Source organism: Streptomyces sp. NPDC039465 (assembly GCF_055639315.1).
The window spans coordinates 219,710-243,626 of sequence record NZ_JBVKAP010000010.1 but is presented as its reverse complement, the minus strand read 5'-3'; the positions used below and the strand labels follow the sequence as shown (position 1 = coordinate 243,626).

The following is a 23,917-nucleotide window of genomic DNA, read 5'->3' as shown; positions in this document are numbered from 1 at the left end:
GTACCGGGTCAGCGACGGGTGCGGGCGAGCTCCTCGTAGAGGTGGAGCAGGTCGAGGTTGTCGACCGAGCCGGGGTTGACGGCCTTCGCGAGGGGGGTGCCCTGGAGGAGGCGCTTGACCGGGACCTCGATGCGCTTGCCGGTGAGGGTGTGCGGGATGCCGGGGACCTCGATGATGTCGTCGGGGACATGGCGGGGGGACAGTTCCGCGCGGATCGTCCGCTTGATGCGCTCGCGCAGGGCGTCGTCCAGGGTGGCGCCCGGGGCGAGGTGGACGAAGAGCGGCATCCAGTAGCCGCCGTCGGGCTCTTCGAGGCCGATGACGAGGGACTCCTTGATCTCCGGGAGGCGCTCGACGGCTTCGTAGATGTCCGCCGAGCCCATTCGGACGCCCTGGCGGTTCAGGGTGGAGTCGGAGCGGCCGTGGATGACGACGGAGCCGTGGTCGGTGAGGGTGATCCAGTCGCCGTGCCGCCAGACGCCCGGGAACATCTCGAAGTAGCTGTCGCGGTAGCGGCTGCCGTCGGGGTCGTTCCAGAAGTGGATCGGCATGGACGGCATGGGGTTGGTGACGACCAGCTCCCCCACCTCTCCGACGACCGGCTTGCCCTGCGGGTCCCAGGCCTGGAGGTCCGTGCCGAGGCAGGCGGCCTGGAGTTCGCCGATGTGAACGGGGAGGGTCGGCACGGCTCCTGCGAAGCAGGAGCAGACGTCGGTGCCGCCGCTGACCGAGGCGATCCAGAGATCCTCGCGCACCTCGTCGTGGAGCCAGCGGAAGCCGTCCGGCGGGAGCGGGGAGCCGGTGGTCGCGACGCACTTGATCGCCGAGAGGTCGAAGTCCCGGGCCGGGTGGACGTCCGCCTTGGCGCAGGCCATGACGTACGCGGCGGAGGTGCCGTAGAGGGTCGCCCCGGTGCGCTCGGCGATCCGCCACTGGGCGCCGGTGTCGGGGTAGCCGGGGCTGCCGTCGTACAGGACGACCGTGGTGCCGGTCAGCAGGCCGGAGACGAGGAAGTTCCACATCATCCAGCCCGTGGAGGTGAACCAGAAGAAGCGGTCCTCGGGGCCGAGGTCGCAGTGCAGGCCGAGCTGCTTGAAGTGTTCGAGCAGGATGCCGCCCTGGGACTGGACGATCGCCTTGGGCAGGCCTGTGGTGCCGGAGGAGTACAGCACCCACAGCGGGTGGTCGAAGGGGACCTGTTCGAAGACCGGCTCGGCGTCGCCGGCGACCAGGGAGGACCAGGTCAGGGCGGCTTCGGGGGCCTCCGTGCCGAGCAGGGGGATGTGGACCACGGCGCGCAGGGTCGGCAGTTCCGCGCGGAGTTCGGCGACGGTCTCGCGGCGGTCGTGCTCCTTGCCGCCGTAGCGGTAGCCGTCGACGGTGAACAGCACGACCGGCTCGACCTGCTGGAAACGGTCGAGGACGCTGCGGGCGCCGAAGTCGGGGGCACAGGAGGTCCAGACGGCGCCGACGGCCGCGGTCGCGAGGAGGGCGACGACGGCCTCCGGGATATTGGGCAGGTAGCCGCTGACCCGGTCGCCGGGGCGTACGCCGAGGGCGCGCAGCTCGGCGGCGAGCGCGCCGACCTGGCGGCGGAGCTCGGCCCAGCTGATCGGCGTCGGCTCGTGGGACTCGTCGACGTGGAGCAGCGCGGGCGCGTCGGGGCGCTCGGCGGCGGCGCGCAGGGCGTGCTCGGCGTAGTTGAGGGTGGCGCCGGGGAACCACTGGGCGCCGGGCATGGTGCGGTCGCCGATGACGCGCTCGTACGGGGTCGAGAAGCGGACGTCGAACCACTCGGCGACGGCCTGCCAGAACGTGTCGAGGTGCTCGACGGACCAGCGGTGCAGGGCCGGGTATCCGCCGTCGGCCGGTGCGTCGAACCTTTCGGCCGCCCAGGTCTGGAAGCGGGTGACCGCCGCCGCGGCGATGCGGTCCTGGTCCGGCTGCCAGAGCGGCGCGTGGTTCGCTGCGTGCGCAGCGCTCTCAGCGTTCGCGGAGTTCGCTGGGGTCCCTGACGACATGGTGACTGCTCCCGGGCTGTACGCGGTGTAGGCGTGTGTCCCGCGCACGTGCTGGGGTGTGCGCGTGACACGGCTGACAGGGACGATGCCATGTGATCGTCCTTCGCACCAGGGTTCGCCCCCCATGGTCGGGAGGCTGAATATGTGGTCTCACCATGGGTGAACGGCAGTTGAACGGGCCACGCTCCGACCGGGTCGACTGGCAGGGTGAACGCCATGGACGGTCGTGAGCTGGTGCGTTCGGTGCGGGAGTTCGGATCGGTGCGGGGGCTGCGGGCCATGCGCTCGGCGTGGCGGCAGCGGCGCACGGACGCACGGGGGCTGCCACCACGAGGGGCCGAGCGGGCGCGGGTGCCGGGGCAGGTCCAGGGCGCGGAGCCGCTGCCCGGTGGCGGAATCGTCCGGTTCGCCCGGTCCGAACTGCGGGTGCGGGTGGCGAGCGGCGGGACCGTGTTCTGGGGGTGGGACGGGGCCGGGCCGCTTCCGTCGTACGCGCTGGCGGGCGAGGCGCCGGAGCCCGATCCGCGGGCCGTGCTGGAACCGGACAAGGATGGTGGCTGGCGGGTCGTCGCAGAGCGTGTCACCGTACGCGTCTCCCGGCACGGTGCCGTGGAGATCCGTACGCCTGGCGGGGTGATGCTGCGCCGGGATCTGCCGCCGCGCTGGTGGGAGCCGGTGCGCGGCGCGGCGGGGGCCGCGGGGCGGACTTCGGCGGAGGCGGCCACCGAGGGGGCTCGGGGCCAGGTCCGCACGGCGTCGCGGTGGGTGCAGCGCTCGGAGGTGCCGGCGGACGCGCGCTTCTTCGGGCTGGGCGGCCGCGCGTCGGGACCGCGGCTGCGCGACGGCACGTACCGGCTGTGGAACACCGATCCGCGCGGCGGCGGTTTCGGGCCGGAGGAGGATCCGCTCTACATCACGATGCCGGTCCAGCTGGTCGTCGCCGACGCGGGCACGCATCTGGCGTTCCACGACAACTCCTGGGACGGGCAGGTGACCCTGCGCGAGGGCGAGGAGGGCGCGGGGTCGGGGCACGACCGGCCGGGCACGAGCGAGGTGCGGATGGGGGGCGGACCGCTGCGCTGCTGGGTGGTGGTCGGCACCCCCGCGCGCGTGCTGCACGGGTGGGCGGCGCTGACCGGCGCGCCCGCGCTGCCGCCGTCCTGGGCGCTGGGGCCGCAGCACGCGCGCTGGGGTTTCGGCAGCGAGCGGGAGGTGCGGCGGGTGGTGGCCGGGTACCGGGAGCGGGGGCTGCCGCTGTCGGTCCTCCACCTCGACATCGACCACTACGACGAGCACCAGGTCTTCACGGTGGACCGGGAGCGGTTCCCGGGGCTCCCCCGGCTCGCCGGCGAGCTGCGCGAGCAGGGCGTGCGGCTGGTGTCGATCGTCGATCCGGCGGTGAAGGCCGACCCGGGGAACAGGGTGTACGCGGCGGGAAGGGCCGCGGGTGCGTTCGTACGGAATGCCGCCGGCGAGGAGGTACGGGGGGTGGTGTGGCCCGGGGAGTGTGTGTACCCGGATTTCACCGATCCTGCCGTACGGCAGTGGTGGGGCGGGCTCTACGAGGAGCGGCTCGCCCAGGGTTTCTCCGGCATCTGGCATGACATGAACGAGCCGGTGTCCTTCGCGCCGTTCGGCGACCGGACCCTGCCCCGCTCCGCCCGGCACGCCCTGGAGGGGCGCGGCGGCGACCACCGCGAGGCCCACAACGTCTACGGCCTGGCGATGGCACGGGCGGGGTACGAGGGGCTGCGGCGGCTGAGGCCCGAGGAGCGGCCGTTCCTCTTCTCGCGCTCCGGCTGGGCGGGGATGCAGCGGTACGGCGGGACATGGTCCGGTGATGTGGCCACCGGCTGGCCGGGGCTGCGGGCTTCGCTGTCGCTGGTGATGGGGCTAGGGCTGTGCGGGGTGCCGTATTCGGGTCCGGATGTGGGCGGCTTCGACGGGACTCCGGCGCCGGAGCTCTTTCTGCGCTGGTTCCAGCTGGGGGCGTATCTGCCGCTGTTCCGTACGCACGCCGCGATCGACGCGGGGCGGCGCGAACCGTGGGAGTTCGGCCCCGATGTCCTGGAGCACGCGCGCGTGGCGCTCGCCGAACGGGAGCGGCTGCGCCCGTACTTCGTCACGCTCGCGCAGCTGGCCCGGCTCACCGGTGCGCCCTATGTGCGGCCGGTGTGGTGGGGCGCGCCGGAGGACCGGGCGCTGCGGGACTGCGAGGACGCGTTCCTGCTCGGCGACGCGCTGCTGGTGGCGCCGGTCCTGGAGCGCGGTACGCGGCACAGGGCGGTGCGGCTGCCGCGCGGCCGGTGGTACGACACGGCGACCGGGGAGGCGTACGAGGGCCCCGGGCAGGTGCTGCTCGGCGCTCCGCTGTCCAGGATCCCGGTGCTGGCGAGGGCGGGGTCGGTGCTGGCGGTGCGGGGCGCGGACGGGGGGACGGAGCTGGAGGTGTGGGCGCCGGCGGCGGGACGGACCGGGGGCGGGCTGGTCGTGCGGGACGGGGGGGACGGGTGGCAGTCCGCGGAGATCGAGCGGTACGCGACGCGGCTGGCCGACGGGCGGGTCGTGGTGGAGCGGGTGACGGACGAGGGGGCCGTGGCGGTGGAGGAGCGCGTACGGGTACGGGGACTGGCGGAGGTGGCCGGTCAGCCGTAGGCGTGCGTGAACCAGTTGCGTACGGCGTTGGTGTGCAGCGGGAAGGCCAGCTCGGCGGGGCCGCGCAGGACGTGGTGGCCGCTGGTCTCGTCCGTCGGGCGGGACGGCGGCAGGTCGGCGGCCCTTCGAGGCGGGAGCAGACCGAAGAGGAGGAGGTGGCCGGCCGGGGAGCTCATGGCGTCGGCGAGCCGGACGTCGCTCGCCGGGGCGTCGATGCCGGTCTCCTCCCGGAGCTCGCGGACCACGGCGTGGCGCCAGTCCTCGGCGTGGTCGATGAAGCCGCCGGGGAGGGCGATGCCGCCCTTGCGCGGGGCGATGGTGCGGGTGATGACGACGAGTCCGGTGCCGGTCGCGTCGGTGACGGGCAGCAGGGCGACGGCGACCGGCAGCGGATTGCGGTATGCCATGTCACCGCACACGGTGCAGTGGCGCGGCCAGGCGTCGGCGGTGGCGGCGGCCGCGGGGTAGGCGGCTCCGCAGCTGGAGCAGTGGGAGTGGTTCACGGGCGCGGACGATAGCGGAGCGGGGCGGGGCGGGGGGCGGTTTCGGGGGCCGCGCGGGTGCGGGGGCCGGGGCCGCTTTCGCGGCGGGGCGGTTTCCGGGCCGTGGGCGGGGCCGTTTCGGGACGGGGGCTGACTCCGGGCGCGGGACGGGCGGCCGGTTCTGGGCGCGGTCGTATGCGCGGTCCGAAGCCGGCTCGGTGGTGGCGTCCGAGGGCGTTCGGGGTGGCGAGGAGAGGATGTCGCGGGCCTGTTCGGCCGGAGCGGTCGGTTTCCGGCCGTGGGCCGAAGGACCGTTCAGGCGCGGTCGGTTGCCGGGGCGTGGGCCGAAGGACCGTTCAGGCGCGGTCGGTTGCCGGGGCGTGGGCGGGGGCTCTTCCCCGGGTGCGCGGGAAGCTGATAGACGGTGCGCATGACACGACTTGCTTCCGTGCTCCGCGCGCTCGTCGCGACCGCCACCGCCGGCGCCGCCGTTCTCGTCGCCGCCGCTCCCGCCGCACAGGCCAGGCCTGAGCCGAAGGCGCCCGAGGAGTTCGTGGCGCTGCGGTCCGTGGACCCGACGATCCTCCAGGACATGCGGTACACGACGGCGCACAACTTCGTCGGCGAGCCTGTGGACGGCTACCGCCAGCCGCTGTGCATCCTGACCCGGCCGGCCGCGCAGGCTCTGCGGCAGGCGCAGCGGAAGCTGCTGAGCCAGGGCTACTCCCTCAAGGTCTACGACTGCTACCGGCCGCAGCGGGCGGTCGACCACTTCGTACGGTGGGCGAAGGACCTGCGGGACGAGCGGATGAAGACCGAGTTCTATCCCCGCGTCGACAAGTCCCGGCTGTTCGCGGACGGTTACATCGCGGAGAAGTCGGGACACAGTCGGGGTTCGACGGTCGATGTGACGCTGGTGAAGCTGCCGGCGGTGCCGACCCGGCCGTATGTGCCCGGTGAGAAGCAGGTGGAGTGTTACGCGCCGCAGGCCGAGCGGTTCCCCGACAACTCGGTGGACATGGGTACCGGTTTCGACTGCTTCGACACGCTGTCGCATACGGACGATCCGCGGATCCAGGGCGATCAGCGGGCCAACCGCCGGCTGCTCACCTCGGCCCTCGGCGCGCAGGGGTTCGTGAACCTGCCTGAGGAGTGGTGGCATTTCACCTTCAAGCCGGAGCCGTTCCCGTCGACGTACTTCGACTTCCCGGTGGCCCGCCGGTCGGTGGCCGGGCACTGAGACAACGGCCGCCGACGGAACGGGCGGCCGGGACCACCCCCGTGGGTCCCGGCCGCCCGTTCCGCTTTTTCTCCTTGCTCTCCTACGGACGCCGTGGACCCGTATCCGGTTCACCGGTGAGCGATTACGGTGCCCGTATGGCTGAACGGAGCTTCGAGTCGTACGAGTCGTACGAGGAATTCTGGCCCTACTACGTGGCGATGCACTCCCGGGCCGCGACCCGGTGGGTCCATCTGACGGGCACGCTGACCGGGCTCGCGATCAGCGCGTACGGGCTGGTCCGGGGGCGGCCGCGATATCTCGCGGCGCTGCCGCTGATCGGCTACGGCACTGCGTGGCCCGCGCATTTCCTTCTGGAGAAGAACAACCCGGCGACCTTCGGGCATCCGGCGTGGTCGCTGCGCGGCGACGCGCAGATGATCCGGATGATGCTGGCGGGGCGGGATGCCGAGCTGGCGGAGATCGCCGGGAAATGGCTCGCGGAGAACCGCTGACCTCCGCCCCGGATCCGTGACACACTTCTGACGAACCGTCAGATGGCGTGTCGGGCGAGCGCTGCCGCCCGATCGTGGTGCCGGGGAGGGGCCTTGACTGTCACACGTCACACACCGGTGGTGGCCGGGTGGTTCACGCAGGGCGTCGACGAGGAGGCCTTCCGGCTGCTCGGTACGCGGTGCGCGGCCTGCGCCTCGGTCTTCTTCCCGCGCGAGGACTCCTTCTGCCGCAACCCGGCGTGCAGGGGCGAGGAGCTGACCGAGCTGCCGCTGTCCAAGCGGGGCCGCGTGTGGTCGTACACGGACGGGAGGTACCGGCCACCCGCGCCGTACGTCTCCGACCCGGACACCGCGTGGGAGCCGTACACCCTGGTCGCGGTCGAGCTGGCCGCCGAGGCGATGGTCGTCCTCGGCCAGGCCGCGCCGGGCGTGGGCGTCGCCGACCTGGCCATCGGGGCGGAGGTCGAGGTCGTGCCCGGCGTCCTCGACGAGGACCCGGAGACGGGCACGGTCTGGACGACCTGGCAATGGCGGCCGGTGCGGCCGGAAGGCGGGGAGGCGCTGTGACGGGTGACATGGCGGCCGGTTACATGGCAGGGGGTCACATGGCAGTGGCGCCGGACCCGGGGTCCGGGGCCGGCCCAGAACCCGGCACCCGCGACATCGCCGTGCTCGGCGCCGGGATGCACCCGTGGGGCAAGTGGGGACGCGGCTTCGTCGAGTACGGAACCGTGGCCGCCCGGGAAGCCCTCGCCGACGCCGGGGTCGACTGGCGGGACGTGCAATCCGTCGTCGGCGCCGACACCGTGCGCGGCGGCTATCCCGGGTACGTGGCGGGGGCGACCTTCGCCCAGGCCCTCGGCTGGCAGGGGGCGCGGGTGACCAGCGTGTACGCCGCCTGCGCCTCCGGGGCGCAGGCCGTCGCCACCGCCCGGGCCCAGATCCTCGCCGGCCTCGCGGACGTGGTCCTGGTCGTGGGCGCGGACGCGGCGCCGAAGGGCTTCTTCGCCCCGGCGGGCGGCGACCGGCCGGACGACCCCGACTGGCTGCGGTTCCGAGTCCTCGGGGCGACCAACCCCACGTACTTCGCGCTCTACGCCCGGCGCCGTATGGCATTGCACGGTGACACTCCGCACGACTTCGCCCTGGTCAAGGTGAAGAACGCGGCCGCGGGCGCGCTCAACCCCCGGGCTCGTTACCGCAAGGCCGTCACGGCCGAGGAGGTGGCGGGCTCCGCCGTCGTCGCGGACCCACTGCGGCTGCTCGACATCTGCGCCACCTCCGACGGCGGCGCGGCGCTGGTGCTCTCCAGCATGGAGTTCGCACGGCGGCACGGGGCCACCGACCCGGTCCGTATCCGGGCGGTCTCCACCGTCACGCCGACCTACCCCAAGGCGGTCCTCGACCTGCCCGACATCGCCACCGACTCGGCCGCCGCCGTCTCACCCGCACCGCACACCTTCCGCGCCTCGATCGCCCGGGCCGCGTACGAGGAGGCGGGCATCGGCCCGGAGGACCTGTCGCTCGCGGAGGTGTACGACCTGTCGACCGCTCTGGAGCTGGAGTGGTACGAGGACCTCGGGCTGTGCGGGGCCGGTGAGGGGGCGAAGCTCGTACGGGAGGGGATCACCGCCCTCGGCGGCCGTCTCCCGGTCAACACCAGCGGTGGTCTGGCCTCGTTCGGTGAAGCGGTGCCCGCGCAGGCGATCGCGCAGGTCTGCGAGCTCACCTGGCAGCTGCGCGGCACGGCGGGCGGGCGTCAGGTGCCGGGCGCGCGGGTGGGGATCACGGCGAACCAAGGGCTCTTCGGGCACGGTTCGGCGGTCGTCGCGGTGCGCTGAGGGTGCGGAATGTGCCGAGTGTGCTGTGGCACATTGCCCGCGGGGCCGTGAACCTCTCGTAGTGTCCGCATGCTTGACGCCCCGTCATGAGCGGAGAAAACTGCCTCCTCGTCGGCATCGCCGTACATCACCACTTCCTGGCCATGGACGAAGCACCCTGCTGAGGAGCAGCCATGAGCAATGGGAACATCTTTGTCGGTGAGGTCATCGGTACCGCTCTGCTCATCCTTCTTGGTGCCGGTGTGTGTGCCGCCGTCACCCTCAACTTCTCGAAGGCGAAGGGCGCCGGGTGGGTGGTCATCACCTTCGGCTGGGGCTTCGCCGTGCTGGCGGGTGCGTACACCGCGGCCCCGCTCTCCGGAGGGCACCTCAACCCCGCCGTGACCCTGGGCCTCGCCGTCGACACCGGTATCTGGTCCGATGTGACGTGGTACATCCTCGGGCAGATGACCGGTGCGTTCCTCGGGGCCGTACTGACCTGGCTGGTCTACTACGCGCAGTTCCGGGCCAACGCGGACGCCGCGCACGCCCGGCCGACCCTGGGGATCTTCGCCACCGGGCCCGAGATCCGGCACCCGGTCGCCAACCTCGTCACCGAGATCATCGCCACCGTCGCCCTCGTCCTGCCGGTGCTCGCCTTCGCCCGTAACGACGGCATCGGCGTCGGGCAGGTCACCGGCCAGGCCGCCGGTGTGTACGGCTCCGGCATCTCCATCCTGCTGGTGTCGCTGCTGGTCGTCGGGATCGGCATGTCGCTCGGCGGCCCGACCGGGTACGCCATCAACCCCGCGCGTGATCTCGGTCCGCGTATCGCGCACGCGCTGCTGCCGATCCCCAACAAGGGCACGTCCGACTGGGGCTACGCCTGGGTGCCGGTCGCCGGCCCGGTCATCGGGGGTCTGCTCGCCGGTCTGGTCTTCAACGCAGCCTTCTAGCCTCCGCCTTCGGTCCCAAGGAGCCGCCATGACGGACACGTTCGTCGCCGCAATCGACCAGGGCACCACCTCGAGCCGCTGCATCGTCTTCAACCAGGACGGTGCGATCGTCGCCGTCGACCAGCGTGAACACCGTCAGATCTTCCCCCGCCCGGGCTGGGTGGAGCACGACGCCACCGAGATCTGGTCCACGGTGCAGGAGGTCGTGGCGGGCGCACTGGCCAAGGCCGGGCTGCGGGCCGACCAGCTCAGCGCCCTGGGGATCACCAACCAGCGGGAGACGACCGTGCTGTGGGACCGGGCCACGGGCCGGCCCGTCCACCACGCGATCGTGTGGCAGGACACCCGTACCGCCGCGCTCTGTGAGGAGCTCGCCGGCGAACACGGTCAGGACCGCTTCCGGGACACGACCGGTCTGCCGCTGGCGAGCTACTTCTCCGGCCCCAAGGCGGCCTGGCTGCTCGAACACGTACCCGGTCTGCGGGAGCGGGCCGAACGCGGCGAGATCGCCTTCGGGACCATGGACTCCTGGCTGATCTGGAACCTCACCGGCGGCACGGAGGGCGGCGTCCACGTCACGGACGTCACCAACGCGTCGCGCACCCTGCTGATGGATCTGCACACCCTCCAGTGGGACGAGGCGATCCTGTCCGCGATGAACCTGCCGCTCGCCATGCTGCCCGAGATCCGCTCGTCGGCGGAGGTGTACGGGACGGCCGTGGGCCGGCTCGCGGGGGTGCCGGTGGCGTCCGCGCTCGGCGACCAGCAGGCCGCGGTCTTCGGCCAGGCCTGCTACGAGCCCGGCACCGCCAAGAACACGTACGGCACCGGCAGCTTCCTGCTGCTGAACACCGGGCGCCGGCCGGTGGCGTCGAAGAGCGGGCTGATCACCACCGTCGGCTACCGGATCGGTGGCGCCGACCCCGTGTACTGCCTGGAGGGGTCGATCGCGATCACCGGTGCGCTGGTGCAGTGGTTCCGCGACCAGCTCGGGATCATCCGCAGCGCCGACGAGATCGAGACGCTGGCGGCGAGCGTGGCGGACAACGGCGGGGCGTACATCGTGCCGGCCTTCTCCGGGCTGTACGCGCCGTACTGGCGGGCCGACGCCCGCGGTGTGGTCACGGGACTGACCCGGTACGTCACCAAGGCGCACCTGGCGCGGGCGGTCCTGGAGGCGACGAGCTGGCAGACGCGGGAGGTGGTGGACGCGATGTATCAGGACTCCGGGGTCGCGATCACCACGCTGAAGGTGGACGGCGGCATGACCGCCAACCAGCTGCTGATGCAGCACCAGGCCGATGTGCTGGGGGTGCCGGTGATCCGGCCGAGGGTGTCGGAGACGACCTGCCTGGGCGCGGCCTATGCGGCCGGGCTGGCGACGGGGGTGTGGTCGGACACGGACGAGCTGAAGGCCCATTGGCGGCCGGACGTGGAGTGGTCGCCGCGGATGGAGGCGCCGGTGCGGGAGCGGGAGTACGCGAACTGGCGCAAGGCGGTGGAGCGCAGCTTCGGCTGGGAGGACGGTGCCGTGTGACATCGCGGCGCGTGCCAGGTGCCGTGTGACATCCCGGCGCCCTCATGGCGCACGGCCCGTACCCCTGTCGGTGGGGGTACGGGCCGTGTCATGTCACATCGTCGTCATGTCACATCGTGGCCGGCTGCCGCTCCCGGCCGGCCAGGATCATCGCGTGCTCCACCACCGACACCAGGACGTTCTTCACGGACTCCCGGTCGCGGGCGTCGCACATCAGCAGCGGCACCTCGTCGTCCAGGTCCAGCGCGGCCCGTACCGTCTCCGTCGGGAACCGGTCGGCGCCTTCGAAGCAGTTGACGGCGATCGTGAAGGGGATGCCGCGCCGTTCGAAGTAGTCGACCGCGGCGAAGCAGTCCTCCAGACGGCGGGTGTCGGCCAGGACCACGGCACCGAGCGCCCCTTGGGCCAGTTCGTCCCAGAGGAACCAGAAGCGGTCCTGGCCGGGCGTGCCGAAGAGGTAGAGGACGAGGTCCTCGCGCAGGGTGATCCGGCCGAAGTCCATGGCGACCGTGGTGGTCGTCTTGGTCTCGACGCCGTGCAGATCGTCGACCGGACGCCCCGCCTCGCTCAGCGACTCCTCGGTGCGCAGCGGCCGGATTTCACTGACCGCGCCGACCAGGGTCGTCTTGCCCACCCCGAAGCCACCGGCGACCAGGATCTTCAGGGTCACCGGCTCGACCGGAGGCTTGGTGCGCCTAGAGCGCCCGAAGGCCATTGATCACCTCGCGGAGAATGCTCACGTCCGGCAGTTCGGCCGGCGGAACGGGACGGGTTACGTGGACGAGTTCGTCCTCGACGAGGTCGCCGACGAGGACCCGTACCACCCCTACGGGGAGGTCCAGGCCGGCGGCGAGCTCGGCGATCGACTGCGGGAAGTCACTGCAGCGTTCGACGATCTCGACGTGCTCGGGCGAGAGCGTCTGGTCCCGGCCGGGATCCTCGGCAGCCGGTTCGGGAACGACCACCGCGATGAGGTCCATACGGTGCTGGGAGGCGCTGCTGGTCCGCCCGCGCGTCATCGCGTACGGGCGGACCACCGGTCCCGCGTCGTCGTCGAACCAGTGGTGGGGGTGCCCGTCCAGCGGCTCCTCGGTCCTCTGATGGCCGGAGTCAGTCATGCCGGAGCCCTCAGCCGCCGGCGGGCAGGCCGGTCCGGGGTGCCGTGGTCAGGTGGGCCCCCACCCGCTTGACCATGAGCGTCATCTCGTAGGCGACCTGGCCGACGTCGGAGTCGGCGTCGGAGAGGACGGCGAGGCAGCTGCCGTCGCCGGCCGCGGTGACGAAGAGGAAGGCGTCGTCGAGTTCGACGACGGTCTGGCGCACCCGGCCGGCCTCGAAGTGGCGGCCGACGCCCTTGGCGAGGCTGTGGAATCCGGAGGCGACGGCGGCGAGGTGTTCGCCGTCCTCCCGGGTGAGGTCCTTGGACGTGCCGGTGGGGAGGCCGTCGCTGGAGAGCACCAGGGCCTTGCGGATGGAGCCGACACGGTCGACCAACTCATCGAGGAGCCAGTTGAGTTCGCCGGAACCGCTTCCGGTGGCGTTGGGTGCTGCGGCGTTCGGTGCGGTCATCGACCGTCCCCCTCGGGTGTTGTTCCTGGTGCTGTCTCGCCGGTCTCGGCGGTGTCGGCCGTGGCGGCGTTCTGCCGTCGCCCGCGCTGCCAGCCGCGCTGCATCGAGGCCATGCGGCTGCGTACTTCTTCCGCGTCGCGCTCGATGTCCGTGTCCGCCTCCGGCGCGTCCACGCGGCCGACCGTGCCACCCGCTGCGGCGGTGTCGCGCAGCTGGGGGGCGAGGCTGGCCTGGCGGATCCGGCGGGGCAGCCCTCCGATGAGCATCGTGGGTGAGTCGTCGGGGGCGGGCGCGGGCACGAGTGTGGGGGGCGTCGGTGGAGTCGTGGGCTCGGGCGTGTGGGGCTTGGGTGCGGGGCGCTCGGAGGTCCGGGGCGCGGGTGCGGCGTGCTTGGGTGTGGGCGCCGGTACGAGGGTGGGTGCGGGCGCGAGGCGCGGGCGCTCGTCGCGGCCGGGCCGGTCGGCGCTGGGCGCCGGGTGGGCGCGGCCCGGCTCGTCGACGCGGCGGCCGTGCTCGGCGATCAGGGTCGGCGGGCGGCGGCGGGGCAGCGGGACGGGCCCGGCGGCGCGCTCGGGGTGCTGCCCGGCGGCCGGCTGGTGCTCGGAGGGCGTGCGGCGGTGCGGGTCACGGGCCCGGAAGAGGCCGCCGCGTTCGCTCTCGGTGTCGTCGAGGTCGGCGGAGCTGTCCAGCATCGCTTCGATGCCGGAGTAGGCGGGGCGCTCGTCGAAGTCCGCGGTGCCGAGCGGCGGCTCCAGTTCGACGGGGCCGTCGAGCGCGCGGGTCGTGGCGGCCGGGGAGGGCACCTGGGAGAGTGCGGGCCGCCGGCGCTCGGTGTGGCCGCCGCCCTTGCGGTCCAGGCGGAAACCGGAGCCCTGGGTCTCGGGCGCGTCGGTGAGCAGCGCCGCCGGGATGAAGACGACGGCCGTCGTCCCCCCGTAGGGGGACGGCTGGAGGGAGACGCGGACGTTCTGGCGCTGCGCGAGGCGGCTGACCACGAAGAGGCCGAGGCGGTCGGTGTCGGAGAGCTCGAACTCGGGGGTCTCGGCGAGCCGCAGGTTGGCGTCGAGCATGGCCTCCGGGGTCATGCCGAGGCCGCGGTCGTGGATTTCGAGGGTGAAGCCGTTGGTGACCCGCTCACCGAGGACCTGGACCGCGGTGTGCGGCGGCGAGAACACCGTGGCGTTCTCCAGGAGCTCGGCGATGAGGTGGGTGAGGTCGGCGACGGCGGGGCCGCCGACGCCCAGGCGGGGCAGGCGCCGTACCTCGATGCGTTCGTAGTCCTCGACCTCGGCGACGGCGGCCCGTACGACGTCCATGAGCTGGACCGGCTTGCGCCACTGGCGGGAGGGGGCGGCGCCGGAGAGGATCACCAGGCCTTCGGCGTGTCGGCGCATGCGGGTGGTGAGGTGGTCGAGGCGGAAGAGGTCGGCGAGCTCGTCGGTGTCCTCGGTGCGGCGTTCCATGGTGTCGAGGAGCGTGAGCTGGCGGTGGAGGAGGACCTGGTTGCGCCGGGCGAGGTTGACGAAGACCTCGGCGACGCCGCGGCGCATGTCGGCCTGCTTGACGGCGGCCTCGATGGCGGCCCGCTGAAGGGTGTTGAGGGCCTGGCCGACCTCGCCGACCTCGTCCTTGGCGTATTCGAGGTGCGGCGCCTCGGTCTCGATGTCGACGTGCTCGCCCGCGGCGAGGCGGCGCATCACGCTGGGCAGCCGTACGCCGGAGACCTCGTGGGCCTCCTTGCGCAGCTGCCGGAGGTCGCGGACGAGGTCGCGGCCGATGCGTACGGAGACGATGACGGAGACGAGCAGGGCGAGGAAGCCGAGGACGCCGGCGACGCCGGCCTTGAGGAGCACGCTGTAGGCGGCGGGTTCGACGCGTTGCTGGTAGCGGTCGCCGGCTTTGGTGTTCTCCCCGGCCAGATCCACCAGGATCGGGTCGGTCATCTCCTCCCAGCGCGCGAGGTCGGTCGTGCGGGGGTCCTTGGTGGGACCTGCCGCTATGAGGGCCTCCTCGGTGTCGCGCAGGGGGCCGGTGCGGGCGCTGTTCCAGTACTGCCCGAAGATCTCCCGTTCCCGGCTGGGCAGGACCTCCAGGTTGACCTCGTAGAACAGCTTGCGCTGGGCGATCAGGTCGGAGAGGGCGCGCAGTTCCTGGGCCGTGATCCGGCGGGTGATGAGGGCCGAGGCGACGAGGGCGTCCTCGCGGGCGAGCATCTCCCGGGCGCGTGCCAGGCCGACAAGGGCGCGGCCCTGCTTGTCCATCTCCACGCTTTCCAGCGCGTGGAGGGACATGAGGAAGCCGTAGCAGGGGTCGATGACGCGGTTGTAGAACTCCATGGCCTGCATGCGGCCGATGCTGCGGTTCTCCACGGAGCGGCGCAGGGCGGACAGTTCGTCCATGGCTCCCAGGAGGGAGTTGAGCCGCTGGGTCGCCGTGGGGCGCATCTCGTCGCGGACGTCGGGGTCCTCGGCGTTGCCGCGGACCCGGGAGATCGCCTCGTCGGTGGCGGCGCGATGGCGGCGCAGCTCGGTCAGCGCGTCGGAGGCGCGGGGGTCGGCGAGGTAGATCAGGGTCTGGTGGCGTTCCTGCTGGATGACCCGGACGGTGTCCTCCAGGGGGTACCCGATCTTCCGCACGATGTAGCCGACGTCGAGGAGCTGGTCGGCCTCGCGTCCGGTGAGGAGGGTGGAGAATCCCCAGAGACCGGTGAGGGAGACAAGCGGCACAAGCAGCAACGCCACGATCTTCCTGCGGATGGACTTCCCGCGAAAGCGCATGGCCTCCCCCAGCTCAACCTCCGCCCGGTGCGGGGGTTCTCATGTCAACAAACGGCGTGAGCCTACTACTGCCTCCCAGCCAACTCGAAGGCACGTCCGGACGATTTTCGGCCGAGGAGCAGCGTGTTGATCACGGCTTGTCCTGGTATTCGGGGAGTTGGGGTTCCCGGCTGTGGCACAGGACACCTGGCAGAGCATCATTTTCCGTACAGAGACAGATGGCTGGAAGTCCTCCGTCGGCGGGAATCTTTTTGTCCGGCCAATCGTCCTTATGTACGGGGGCGGGGGCTGCCGGCTTAAAGCGGCTCAAGACGGGCAGCCACCCTGAAGTCGGTCGTTGGTGGGGAGTGACAGAGCGATGGACAGGCACGAGCGCCGGGCAGGGGCGCCCATGGCGGGGGCAACCATGGCGGAGCGGAGCGTTCCGCGTCCGTTGTGGGTGGAGGAGCCTGCCAAGCGGCGCCGGATGCCCGACCCCGTCCGGACGGCGGCGGTGCGGGCCGTGCTGCTGACGGCCGTGACGCTCATCCAGGCCATGGTGGCCTTCTTCGCCTCCGTCACCGGATCCTGGCTCGCCTTTCCCATGGTGCTCAGCAGTGTCGCCAGCACGGTCGTGGCGACCTGGAGCGTGCTGGACGTGTGGGTGACGCGCCAGGTGTGGAATCAGCGGCATGGCGTGGTCTCGGCGCCCAGCAGTACGGCCCGGCAGCTGCGGCGTGAGCGGCGCCGGGCCCGCCGGGAGGCGCGCGGCGCCGCCCGCGAGGCCGCCCGGATACGGAGGCGGGGCACGGGCGGGCTCTCCCGAGCCTGACGTCCCGTACCCCGTGCCGTACGCGTTTCCCGTACCCGTGCCGTGCGCGTCCGCCGTGGACCGCGGACGCGCGGGCCGCGGCTACGGGGCCGCGGTGGGCTCCGGCGTGCCGGTCGACTCCGGGGTGGCCTGAGGCTCCGGGGCGGCGCGGCGGAACATCCGCGTCGCGGTGATCTCGCCGTGGACGCTCTCCCCGTCCGGACGCTGCTGGGGCAGACCGGGGCGCAGATGCTCCTCGACGCTGATGTACTTCAGCCCCGCACGCAGGTCGGCGTCGTTGCGCAGCCGGATGACCAGCGGGAATTCGGCGAGCGCCGTGGTGTCGAAAAGGCCCGTGGTGTAGAGGAGCTGGACGCCGAGCGCGTCCGAGACGGCCCGCTGGAGCTCCAGCAGATAGGTGGCGTTGGCGCGGCCGATGGGGTTGTCCAGGAACAGCGTGCCCGCGTGGCGGTGCTTGTCACGGCCGCGGTCGTTGCTGCGCAGGGCCGCCATCGTGCAGTAGAGGGCGATGGCGGCGGTGAGCAGCTGGCCACCGGAGAAGACGTCGCCCATCTGCCCGACCGGGACGCGCTCGGCCCGCAGCACCGCGTCCGGCTTGAGGATCTCGACGGCGATGCCCTTGGGCTGGAGCGCCGCCTGGACACCGCGGAGCAGCAGCGACATGCCGTCGCGGCGCAGGTCGGAGTTCTTCTTGACGGCGGCGCGGGTGGCCTCGTCGATGACCTCGCCGAGGCGTTCGGTGAGCGTGGCCTGGTCCGGCTCCTCGAAGCGGATCCGCAGGAACTCCTGTCCCGACCACTCCCCCAGCCCCTCGGGCAGCCGGGACAGCCGCTGTGCGGAGCGGAGCGTGGTGAGCGCCGATTCGACCAGGCCGCGCAGTCGGTCGACGATCGAGTCGCGGTTGCGCTCCAGCTGCTCCAGCTCGTCGGTGAGGACGCGCAGGCGCGGCGCGAACGCCTCGGCCCACTTGGCGGCGTGCTCCGGCAGCGCGGCCGCGGGCAGTTCGCGGATCTGCTGCCGGGCCGGGGTGCGGACCTGTTCGTAGCGGGTGGAGTTGGCGTGGCGTACGAGGATGTCGCAGGACTCCCGTACGGCCGCGTCGGCGGCGGACAGGTCGGCCGCGCAGCCGCGCAGGGAGCGGCGGGCCTCGGCGGCGGAGTGCCGGGCCTCCTCCAGGGTGCCCGGGTAGGAGTCCGGCTCGTCCTGCTCCTCCTCGGTGTGGTCGCGGAGCAGGTCGCGCAGGAGGGCCGCGGTCTCCTCGAAGCCGCCGGCCGCGTCCTCGGCGGCGCGGTGGGCCTGGAGCAGTCCGGCGTGGCTGGCGCGGGCGGTGTCCAGGGCGTCGGTACGGGTGGCCAGTTCGCCGGTGGCGGTCCGCAGCAGGGCCTGGGCCTGCTCGGCGTCGGCGGGGATCTGCTCCTCGGGGAGCTCGGTGTGCGCCTCGCCGTCCGCGGGGGCGAGGCGTTCGGCCTCGCCGCGCAGCCGGCCGAGCTTCTCGCTGGCCTCGGAGGCGCGGGTCTCCAGCATCTGGACCAGGGACTCGGCGCGGGCGGCGGCGGCCTGGCGGGACGGGCCGTCGGCGCCGTCGGTGGATTCGAGGAGCTGCTCGGCGCGGGTGCGGACCTTGTTGGTGAGCCGGTCCAGTTCGGCGAGGGCGGCGGATTCGTCGCTCTCGGCGCGGGCCTGCTCGGCGCGGAGGTCGGCGCCCACGCCGACCTTCTCGTACAGCTGGGACGCGGCGCGGTAGGCCTCGCGGAGGGTGGGGAGCGCGGCGCGCGGGGCGTCGGCGTCCTCCTCGGGAAGGTTCTCGGGGGCGCCGGCGATCTCGGCGCGTTCGGCGCGCAGGGCGCGGGCGGTGCGGTGGGCGTCGTCGGCGGCGCGCTGGGCGGCGCGGCGGTCCTCGTCGGCGGCGCGGGCGCGCTCCAGGAAGGTCTGGGCGCGGGCCTCGGACTCGGCGGCGTCGTCGGCCAGTTCGCGGAGCTTGGCCTGCCAGCCGGCGCGTTCCCGCAGCCGGAAGGCGAGGCCCGCGAGGGCGTCGGCGGCCCGGCGGGCCCGCTGGGCGGCCTCCTGCCGCTCGTCGCGTACCCGGGCGGTCTCGGCGGCCGCCTCGTCGGCCTCGGTCCGTACGGCACGGGCCTCGGCGAGGGTCTGTTCGGCGGCTTCGGCGGCCTCGCGGGCGGTGTCCGCGGCGGCGGCGAGTTCGGTGAGCATGCCGGGCGGGCAGTCGGCGCGCCAGGAGCCGATCCGGGCGGCGAGGGAGCGGTCGCCGGTGAGCCGGGCGGCGAGCGTACGGATCTCCTCGTCGCGTGCGGCGGCGCGGGCGCGCAGGGTCTGGCGCTCCTCGTCGGCGGCGTGCTCGTCGTGCATGGCCGGGTTCGGCGGGACGAGGAAGACGTCGGTGTCGCCGGTGGCGTCCTGGGCCGGTACGGGTGCGAGGAGGGCGGCCGCCGTGCCGACGGCGACGGTGGAACGGGGCAGCAGCGCGGCCCCGGCGAGCACCTCACGGGCGCGGGCGTACGAGACGGGGTCGGTGATGACGACGCCGTCGACGAGCTCGGGCCGGGCGGTGAGTACGGCGGCGTGGTCGGCCGGGTCGACCGCCTGGGCGAGATAACGCCAGCCGGGCAGGGCGGGGATGCCGTGCTCGCCGAGGTATTCGACGGTGGCGAGGACGTCGGGGCCGGGCGGCAGCAGGCCGCCGTCGCCGAGGGCGCCGAGGATCCGGGAGTCGTCGGCTGCGGCGGTGCGCAGCTCGAAGAGGCTGCGCTCGGCGGAGGCGATGGACTGGTCGAGCAGTTCGCGCAGTTCGTCGGCGTAGCGGTCGAACTCGGTGACGGTGAGGGGGCCGTCGGGGCGGGCTCCGTGCGCCGTGGTGCCGGTGGTGTAGCCGGTGCCCGGGAAGCCTGGTGCGCGGCCGGTGCCGTCGGCCGGGGCGGCGGGCTGGGCGCCGCGCTGGCCGGGGAGGGCCGCCGTGGCGGCGGGCAGGCTGAGCAGTTCGGCGAGGCGGGGGTCGGCGGCGATGGACTCGGCGGCGCGGCGCTCGGCGTCGTAGGCGTGCGCGGCTGCGCGGGCCGCGTCGGCCGCGCGGGCGGCGGCCAGTTCGGCCCGGGTCTCGGCGGCGGCGGCCTCGCGGGCGTGGTCGCCGGCGGTGCGGGCGGCGTCGCGCGCGGTGTCCCAGGCGGCGACGGCGGTCTTCTCGGCGTCGCTCGCGGCGAGCGCGGCGCGGGCGGGGTCGGCGTCCGGGGCGGTGTCGTCGAGCCAACCGGCCCGTACCGCTTCGGCGGTCTCCTGCTCGACCTCGGCAAGCCGCTGGCGCAGGTGCTGGGCCTCGCTGCGGGCGCGCTGTGCTTCGGTGGCGGCGGAGGTGGCGTCGCGGTGCGCGGTCTCGCCTGCCTCCTGGAGGGCGGCGGAGCGCTCCTCCTCCTCGCTCGCATGGCGCTCGCCTTCCTCGGCGGCGGCGTGCAGGGCGCGTACGAGATCGGCGGCGGCCTTGGCGCGGGCGGCGAGCGCGGGGGCGGCGTCCCGCTCGGCTTCGCGGATCGCGGCGGCCACGCGCGCGGAGCGGTCGGCGGCGGCGCGGTGCCGGAGGACCGATTCGGCGGCCTGCCAGGCCGAATGGAGCGTACGGGCGTCGGTAAGCTCGCGGCGCTGGGAGGCGGCACCCTTCTCGGCGGCGGTGAGGGCCAGCGAGGCGTGGCGGTAGGCCAGTTCGGCGGCGATCAGGGAGCTGCGGCTGCGCGCGGCCTCGGCTTCGGTGACCGTGTGGGCGGCGGCGGTGACCTGCTGGGCGAGCTCGGCGGCGCGGCCGCGTTCGTCGGCGGCGCGGGCGGAGAGGCGGCGGGCGAGGGTACGGGTGCGGCGTTCGGCGCCGGCGTGGACCTCGCGGGCGCGGGCGCGGGTCTCGGCGGCGTCGACGATCCGGCCGAGGAGGTCGACGGAGCCGGCGGTGAAGTCGCGCTCGGCGGTCAGTTCGGCGCGGCGGCCCAGTTTGTTGCCGAAGCCGCTGACCAGGTCGGCGAGGCCGTCGGTGTCACGGGTGTCGGTGACGGCGCGCAGCAGCAGGTCGGTGAAGTCGGAGTCCTTCTTGACCGCGAAGAGGCCGGCGGCCTCGCCCTCGTCGGCGTTCATCTCCCGCTGGTAGCGGAAGAGTTCGGGGTCGAGGCCCAGGTCGCCGAGGTGTTCGTTCCAGCGGTCGTGGATCTCCTCCCAGTAGACCTCCAGGTGCGGGTAGGCCTTGCCGGCGTCGGTGAGGGCGTCGCGGAAGCCCTTCATGGTGCGGCGGCGGCCCTGGGCGCCGGAGGTGCCCTCGGCGGGCGGCCGGACGGAGGTGGCTTCGGCGACGGGGAGCGAGTCGAGGCTGAGGCCGGGACCGGGCCGGAAGGAGTACCACGCTTCGGCGAACTTCCGCGGGTCGTTGGAGACCTGGCGGCCGCGCCATTCGCTGGCCTTGCCGACGACGACGAGTTCGCCGGTGAGGGTGTGCTGCCACTCCAGAGCGACGTGGCCGCAGTCGTCGGCGAGCAGGAACTTGCGCAGCACGCCGGAGCTGGCGCCGCCGAGGGTGTTGCGGTGGCCGGGGAGCATCACCGAGAAGATCAGCTTGAGCAGTACGGACTTGCCGCCGCCGTTCTCCAGGAAGAGCACGCCCGCGGGGGCGGGGCGGCGCGGCGGGCCGACCGGCTCCTCCTCGAAGAACTCCGCCTGCGTGGGGGCGGGGTTGGGCACGGGCTCGCCGACTCCCCGCAGGTCCAGCACGGTGTCGGCGTAGCGCGCACCGGCCGGACCGATGGAGTAGAGGCGGACCCGGGACAGCTCGTACATGGCGGCGGACTCTCGTCGTCTGGAGGGGCGGTTACGCGTGGAAGGGCAGGCCGGCGTCGGCGGCGAGCTCGAGGTCGTCGCCCTCGGGCGGCGGCAGGAGGGTGGCGGAGCCGTCGGTGACCGGGACGATGCCGAGGTCGAGGAGCTCGGCCATGGCGGCGCTGCCGGCCATGTCGCGGACCTGGAGCTGGTAGCGGGCGGTGGTGCGGTACGAGCCGCCGGCGTCGTCGCCGGTGCGCTGGAGGAAGCCGGAGTCGGTGAGGAAGGCGACGGCCTTGCCCACGATGCCGGTGGTGGAACCGGCGAGGCGGCGGGCGTCCTTGGTGGCGCCGGTGGCGCTGCGCCGGGCGTAGATCCGCCAGGCGGCCTCCAGTCCGGGGGCGTCGGTGGCGGGGTCGGTGTTCTCGCCCTGCTCCTCGGCGCGCTCTTCGAGGCGGCGGCAGGCCTGGCGTACGAAGGCGTCGACGCCGTTGACGGTGAGGCGGCCGATGTAGCCGTCGTCGGCGAGGTCCTCGGGGCGGGGGAAGGCCATGGCGGCGACGGCGAGGTGGGCGAGGCCGTGCAGGAACCGGTCGGCGGAGTCGGTGGAGGCGCGGCGGGCGTAGTCGCCCATGCGGACGGCGAAGACGGAGTCCTCTCCCGCGGTGACGGCCATCCCCGCGCGCGGGGAGACCTCGAGGACGACGAGGCCGAGGCCGGTGGCGACGGCGTCGGCGAGCCGCGCGAAGGCGGGCTCCTCGCGGTAGCGGCGGAGCAGGTCGGCGTACTCGGCGTCGCGGGCGGGCAGCAGCTTGGGCTGCAGCCCGAAGGAGACCAGCCGTGCGGCGTCGGCCGCGTCGGCGGGGGTGACCCCGCCCGCCGCGACGGGCGCGGCCGGCGCCGCCTCGGCCTCGCTCCACGCGTCGGCGTGCTCTGCGTGGTGGTCGCTCACGGCTGGGGCTCCTTGGTGCGGGTGATCGGTGGTGCGGTGGGGCTGGGGTGCGGGGCGGTACGGATCCGGGGGCGGGTGGAGACGGGCCGGCGGGCGGGGTGGGACCGGGTCTCCGGCGCGAGGTCCGGGGCGCCCGGGGCGCGCCGCGGGGTGGCCGCCCCGGCGGGGCGGCGGCCTGGGGCCAGGGGTCGCGTCGGGCCGGCGTGGGCGGGGACCGTCCTCCGTCGGCCTGGGGCCGTCACGTGGACTCCTGGCGGTCCGCGGCCATGCCCGCCGCGTCGAGGAGGGCCGTGCCGACGATCAGGTCGGCGCCGCCGAACTCGGGGTCGCGCAGTTCGGTGCCGTCGTCGACGGCGAACAGCAGCCGCTCCTCGCCCTGGCGGTAGGCCGTGCCGACCGGGGGGCTCGCCGCGTGGACGGCGAGGAGGGCCACCAGGTAGGGAAGGTCCGGGTCCCGGCGGCGGGCTTCGGCGAGCAGGCCGGAGAGGCGGCGCGGGGCGTCGTGCTCCAGGTCGAGGAGGTCCATGGCGGCGGCCAGCTGCTCCTCGCTGAAGCGGCTGTCGTCGGGGGTGGCGATCAGGTCGGGCTCGGGCATCTCAGCGCCCAGGTGCTCCCGCTCGACAGGAGGCGTGAGCAGCATGTCCACCAGGTCCGTGACCCGTACCGACACGGGGGTGCGCAGTCCGGTGCCCTGGGCGAAGAAGGCGTCGGTGACGCGTATGGCCTGTTCCACGGGGAGCGGCAGGAGCGGGGCGACCAGCTGGCCGTAGAGGTCCATGCCGGTGTGCGGGGCGGGCGCGGCGAAGGCCTGGCGGTCCTGTTCGGCGCGGAAGAGCGGACCGGCCTCCAGGAGGCGGGACTGGAGCTGGGTGTGGCGGCGGATGCAGTCCTTGACGATGTCCACGAGCTCGGCCGCGCGCCGCTTGTGCTCGTGGTCCTCCGCCTCGTCGCGGGCCTTGCGGATGTTGGTCAGGATCGCGTTCTCGTGGCGGTAGCGGTCGGCAACGTGGTCGAGCGCCTCGGCGATCATGTCGGGGACGGCCTGCAGCCAGTCCACCGCGCGGACGTTGCGCCGGGTCGCCTCCAGGGTCTTGCGGAGGGTCTCGGCGTACTGCACCGTGCGGTAGCGCGCCTGCTCGGCGGCGAGCTGCGCGTCGGCGAGCCGGCCGCGGCTGATCAGGACCTCGAGCTTGACCTCGGCGGCGATCTGGGCGCTGGTGACATCGGTGTCGAGGGCCCCGACCAGGACGTTGACGGCTTCGTCGGTGGTGCGGAGGTAGACGCTGCCGCCGTAGCCGGGGACCTCCTCGATCAGCTTGAAGTCGTAGTCCCGCCGGACGTACACCCCGTCGGGGCCGAACGTGCCGTAGACCGCGCGGAAGCCGCGGTCCACGCTGCCGACGTTGATCAGGTTCTCCAGCACCCAGCGGGCGACGCGCTCGTGCTCGGCGGCGGGGCGGTCGGGGGCCTGGGCGGCGACGCGGGGCAGCAGCCGGGCGACGATCTGCTCGTGGTCGGCGCCGGTGTCGAAGTCCATGTTGAGGGTGACGAGGTCGATGGCGGCGAGGGCCACCTCCGCCATCGCGTAGACCGAGTACTCACCGGCCAGATTCGCCTTGCGCGCGTCCAGGTCGTGGAGGGGTGCGGTGCACGCGAGCGCGCGCAGCCGCCGCGCGAGCCCTTCGTCGGCGGCCGGGCCCTGGGCGGGCCGCGGCCCCGCGCTGAGCTGGGGCGGAGCGAAGTCCGTCGAGGCAGGCGAAGTCACGGTGCACAGATTAGGTCCTCGCACTGACAACGGTCGAAACG

The 23,917-nt window shown here is 73.5% G+C and carries 18 protein-coding genes; 8 read left to right on the top strand and 10 right to left on the bottom strand.

All coding sequences use genetic code 11. The features are described from left to right. Nucleotides 1-8: 8 nt before the first annotated feature. Nucleotides 9-2,021: an acetoacetate--CoA ligase gene (locus ACZ7LT_RS29020; RefSeq protein ID WP_471239066.1), complete on the bottom strand. Its 2,013-nt coding sequence runs from the start codon at nt 2,019-2,021 to the stop codon at nt 9-11. Between the two features lie 216 nt (nt 2,022-2,237). Between ACZ7LT_RS29020 and ACZ7LT_RS29015 the strand changes: the two genes are divergently transcribed. After that, nucleotides 2,238-4,676 (top strand): glycoside hydrolase family 31 protein, encoded by a 2,439-nt coding sequence (locus ACZ7LT_RS29015; protein WP_471239065.1) that lies wholly within the window; start codon nt 2,238-2,240, stop codon nt 4,674-4,676. Here the strand turns inward: ACZ7LT_RS29015 and ACZ7LT_RS29010 are convergent. Next, the gene (locus ACZ7LT_RS29010; RefSeq protein ID WP_471239064.1) at nt 4,667-5,179 is read right to left on the bottom strand and encodes an NUDIX domain-containing protein; all 513 of its coding nucleotides are present in this window, start codon (nt 5,177-5,179) and stop codon (nt 4,667-4,669) included. The genes ACZ7LT_RS29015 and ACZ7LT_RS29010 overlap by 10 nt on opposite strands. A 409-nt stretch (nt 5,180-5,588) precedes the next feature. On the opposite strand from ACZ7LT_RS29010, the gene ACZ7LT_RS29005 reads away from it, so the two are divergent. From ACZ7LT_RS29005 to glpK, 6 genes are all read left to right on the top strand, one after another. Continuing rightward, entirely contained in the window at nt 5,589-6,398 is an 810-nt protein-coding gene (locus ACZ7LT_RS29005; protein ID WP_471239063.1) for a M15 family metallopeptidase, read from the top strand. 137 nt (nt 6,399-6,535) lie between these two features. Then, the gene (locus ACZ7LT_RS29000; RefSeq protein ID WP_471239062.1) at nt 6,536-6,892 is read left to right on the top strand and encodes an Mpo1-like protein; all 357 of its coding nucleotides are present in this window, start codon (nt 6,536-6,538) and stop codon (nt 6,890-6,892) included. 117 nt (nt 6,893-7,009) lie between these two features. Then, a complete protein-coding gene (locus ACZ7LT_RS28995; RefSeq protein WP_471239079.1) occupies nt 7,010-7,459 on the top strand; it encodes a Zn-ribbon domain-containing OB-fold protein in 450 nt (149 codons plus the stop codon). Nucleotides 7,460-7,497: 38 nt separating this feature from the next. Continuing rightward, nucleotides 7,498-8,733 carry a lipid-transfer protein gene (locus ACZ7LT_RS28990; RefSeq protein ID WP_471239061.1) on the top strand — a complete coding sequence of 412 codons (1,236 nt, stop codon included), beginning with the start codon at nt 7,498-7,500 and terminating at the stop codon, nt 8,731-8,733. 173 nt (nt 8,734-8,906) lie between these two features. Next, nucleotides 8,907-9,668 carry an MIP/aquaporin family protein gene (locus ACZ7LT_RS28985; protein ID WP_471239060.1) on the top strand — a complete coding sequence of 254 codons (762 nt, stop codon included), beginning with the start codon at nt 8,907-8,909 and terminating at the stop codon, nt 9,666-9,668. Nucleotides 9,669-9,696: 28 nt separating this feature from the next. Then, nucleotides 9,697-11,205, top strand: coding sequence for a glycerol kinase GlpK (gene glpK / locus ACZ7LT_RS28980; protein ID WP_471239059.1), 1,509 nt, complete (start codon nt 9,697-9,699; stop codon nt 11,203-11,205). 109 nt (nt 11,206-11,314) lie between these two features. On the opposite strand, the gene ACZ7LT_RS28975 is transcribed toward glpK, so the two are convergent. From ACZ7LT_RS28975 to ACZ7LT_RS28960, 4 genes are read right to left on the bottom strand one after another with little or no spacing between them, the layout of a single operon-like run. Continuing rightward, a complete protein-coding gene (locus ACZ7LT_RS28975; RefSeq protein ID WP_471239058.1) occupies nt 11,315-11,920 on the bottom strand; it encodes a GTP-binding protein in 606 nt (201 codons plus the stop codon). Beyond that, nucleotides 11,901-12,323 (bottom strand): DUF742 domain-containing protein, encoded by a 423-nt coding sequence (locus ACZ7LT_RS28970; protein WP_471239057.1) that lies wholly within the window; start codon nt 12,321-12,323, stop codon nt 11,901-11,903. Before ACZ7LT_RS28970 ends, ACZ7LT_RS28975 begins: the two co-directional genes overlap by 20 nt. Before the next feature lie 10 nt (nt 12,324-12,333). Then, complete coding sequence (locus ACZ7LT_RS28965; RefSeq protein ID WP_471239056.1) at nt 12,334-12,774, bottom strand: roadblock/LC7 domain-containing protein; 441 nt, start codon at nt 12,772-12,774, stop codon at nt 12,334-12,336. Continuing rightward, on the bottom strand, nt 12,771-15,551 hold the full coding sequence (locus ACZ7LT_RS28960; RefSeq protein WP_471239055.1) for a nitrate- and nitrite sensing domain-containing protein: 2,781 nt from the start codon (nt 15,549-15,551) through the stop codon (nt 12,771-12,773). The genes ACZ7LT_RS28965 and ACZ7LT_RS28960 overlap by 4 nt, the downstream gene beginning before the upstream one ends. 358 nt (nt 15,552-15,909) lie before the next feature. Between ACZ7LT_RS28960 and ACZ7LT_RS28955 the strand changes: the two genes are divergently transcribed. Beyond that, nucleotides 15,910-16,362 (top strand): hypothetical protein, encoded by a 453-nt coding sequence (locus ACZ7LT_RS28955; RefSeq protein WP_471239054.1) that lies wholly within the window; start codon nt 15,910-15,912, stop codon nt 16,360-16,362. Nucleotides 16,363-16,443: 81 nt separating this feature from the next. Here the strand turns inward: ACZ7LT_RS28955 and ACZ7LT_RS28950 are convergent, their stop codons facing one another. From ACZ7LT_RS28950 to ACZ7LT_RS28935, 4 genes are read right to left on the bottom strand one after another with little or no spacing between them, the layout of a single operon-like run. Beyond that, nucleotides 16,444-21,180 carry a hypothetical protein gene (locus ACZ7LT_RS28950; protein ID WP_471239053.1) on the bottom strand — a complete coding sequence of 1,579 codons (4,737 nt, stop codon included), beginning with the start codon at nt 21,178-21,180 and terminating at the stop codon, nt 16,444-16,446. Nucleotides 21,181-21,211: 31 nt separating this feature from the next. After that, complete coding sequence (locus ACZ7LT_RS28945) at nt 21,212-22,111, bottom strand: hypothetical protein (protein ID WP_471239052.1); 900 nt, start codon at nt 22,109-22,111, stop codon at nt 21,212-21,214. Continuing rightward, nucleotides 22,108-22,353, bottom strand: a complete 246-nt coding sequence (locus tag ACZ7LT_RS28940; protein WP_471239051.1) for a hypothetical protein — start codon at nt 22,351-22,353, stop codon at nt 22,108-22,110. The genes ACZ7LT_RS28945 and ACZ7LT_RS28940 overlap by 4 nt, the downstream gene beginning before the upstream one ends. Then, entirely contained in the window at nt 22,350-23,876 is a 1,527-nt protein-coding gene (locus tag ACZ7LT_RS28935; protein WP_471239050.1) for a hypothetical protein, read from the bottom strand. The genes ACZ7LT_RS28940 and ACZ7LT_RS28935 overlap by 4 nt, the downstream gene beginning before the upstream one ends. Nucleotides 23,877-23,917: the final 41 nt, after the last annotated feature.

Excerpts from the sequence above, each read along its gene's own strand:
- ACZ7LT_RS29020 (WP_471239066.1), bottom strand. The coding sequence starts at position 2,021 with ATGTCGTCAGGGACCCCAGCGAACTCCGCGAACGCTGAGAGCGCTGCG.
- ACZ7LT_RS29015 (WP_471239065.1), top strand. The coding sequence starts at position 2,238 with ATGGACGGTCGTGAGCTGGTGCGTTCGGTGCGGGAGTTCGGATCGGTG.
- ACZ7LT_RS29005 (WP_471239063.1), top strand. The coding sequence starts at position 5,589 with ATGACACGACTTGCTTCCGTGCTCCGCGCGCTCGTCGCGACCGCCACC.
- ACZ7LT_RS29000 (WP_471239062.1), top strand. The coding sequence starts at position 6,536 with ATGGCTGAACGGAGCTTCGAGTCGTACGAGTCGTACGAGGAATTCTGG.
- ACZ7LT_RS28990 (WP_471239061.1), top strand. The coding sequence starts at position 7,498 with ATGGCAGTGGCGCCGGACCCGGGGTCCGGGGCCGGCCCAGAACCCGGC.
- ACZ7LT_RS28985 (WP_471239060.1), top strand. The coding sequence starts at position 8,907 with ATGAGCAATGGGAACATCTTTGTCGGTGAGGTCATCGGTACCGCTCTG.
- glpK (WP_471239059.1), top strand. The coding sequence starts at position 9,697 with ATGACGGACACGTTCGTCGCCGCAATCGACCAGGGCACCACCTCGAGC.
- ACZ7LT_RS28975 (WP_471239058.1), bottom strand. The coding sequence starts at position 11,920 with ATGGCCTTCGGGCGCTCTAGGCGCACCAAGCCTCCGGTCGAGCCGGTG.
- ACZ7LT_RS28970 (WP_471239057.1), bottom strand. The coding sequence starts at position 12,323 with ATGACTGACTCCGGCCATCAGAGGACCGAGGAGCCGCTGGACGGGCAC.
- ACZ7LT_RS28965 (WP_471239056.1), bottom strand. The coding sequence starts at position 12,774 with ATGACCGCACCGAACGCCGCAGCACCCAACGCCACCGGAAGCGGTTCC.
- ACZ7LT_RS28960 (WP_471239055.1), bottom strand. The coding sequence starts at position 15,551 with ATGCGCTTTCGCGGGAAGTCCATCCGCAGGAAGATCGTGGCGTTGCTG.
- ACZ7LT_RS28955 (WP_471239054.1), top strand. The coding sequence starts at position 15,910 with ATGGACAGGCACGAGCGCCGGGCAGGGGCGCCCATGGCGGGGGCAACC.
- ACZ7LT_RS28950 (WP_471239053.1), bottom strand. The coding sequence starts at position 21,180 with ATGTACGAGCTGTCCCGGGTCCGCCTCTACTCCATCGGTCCGGCCGGT.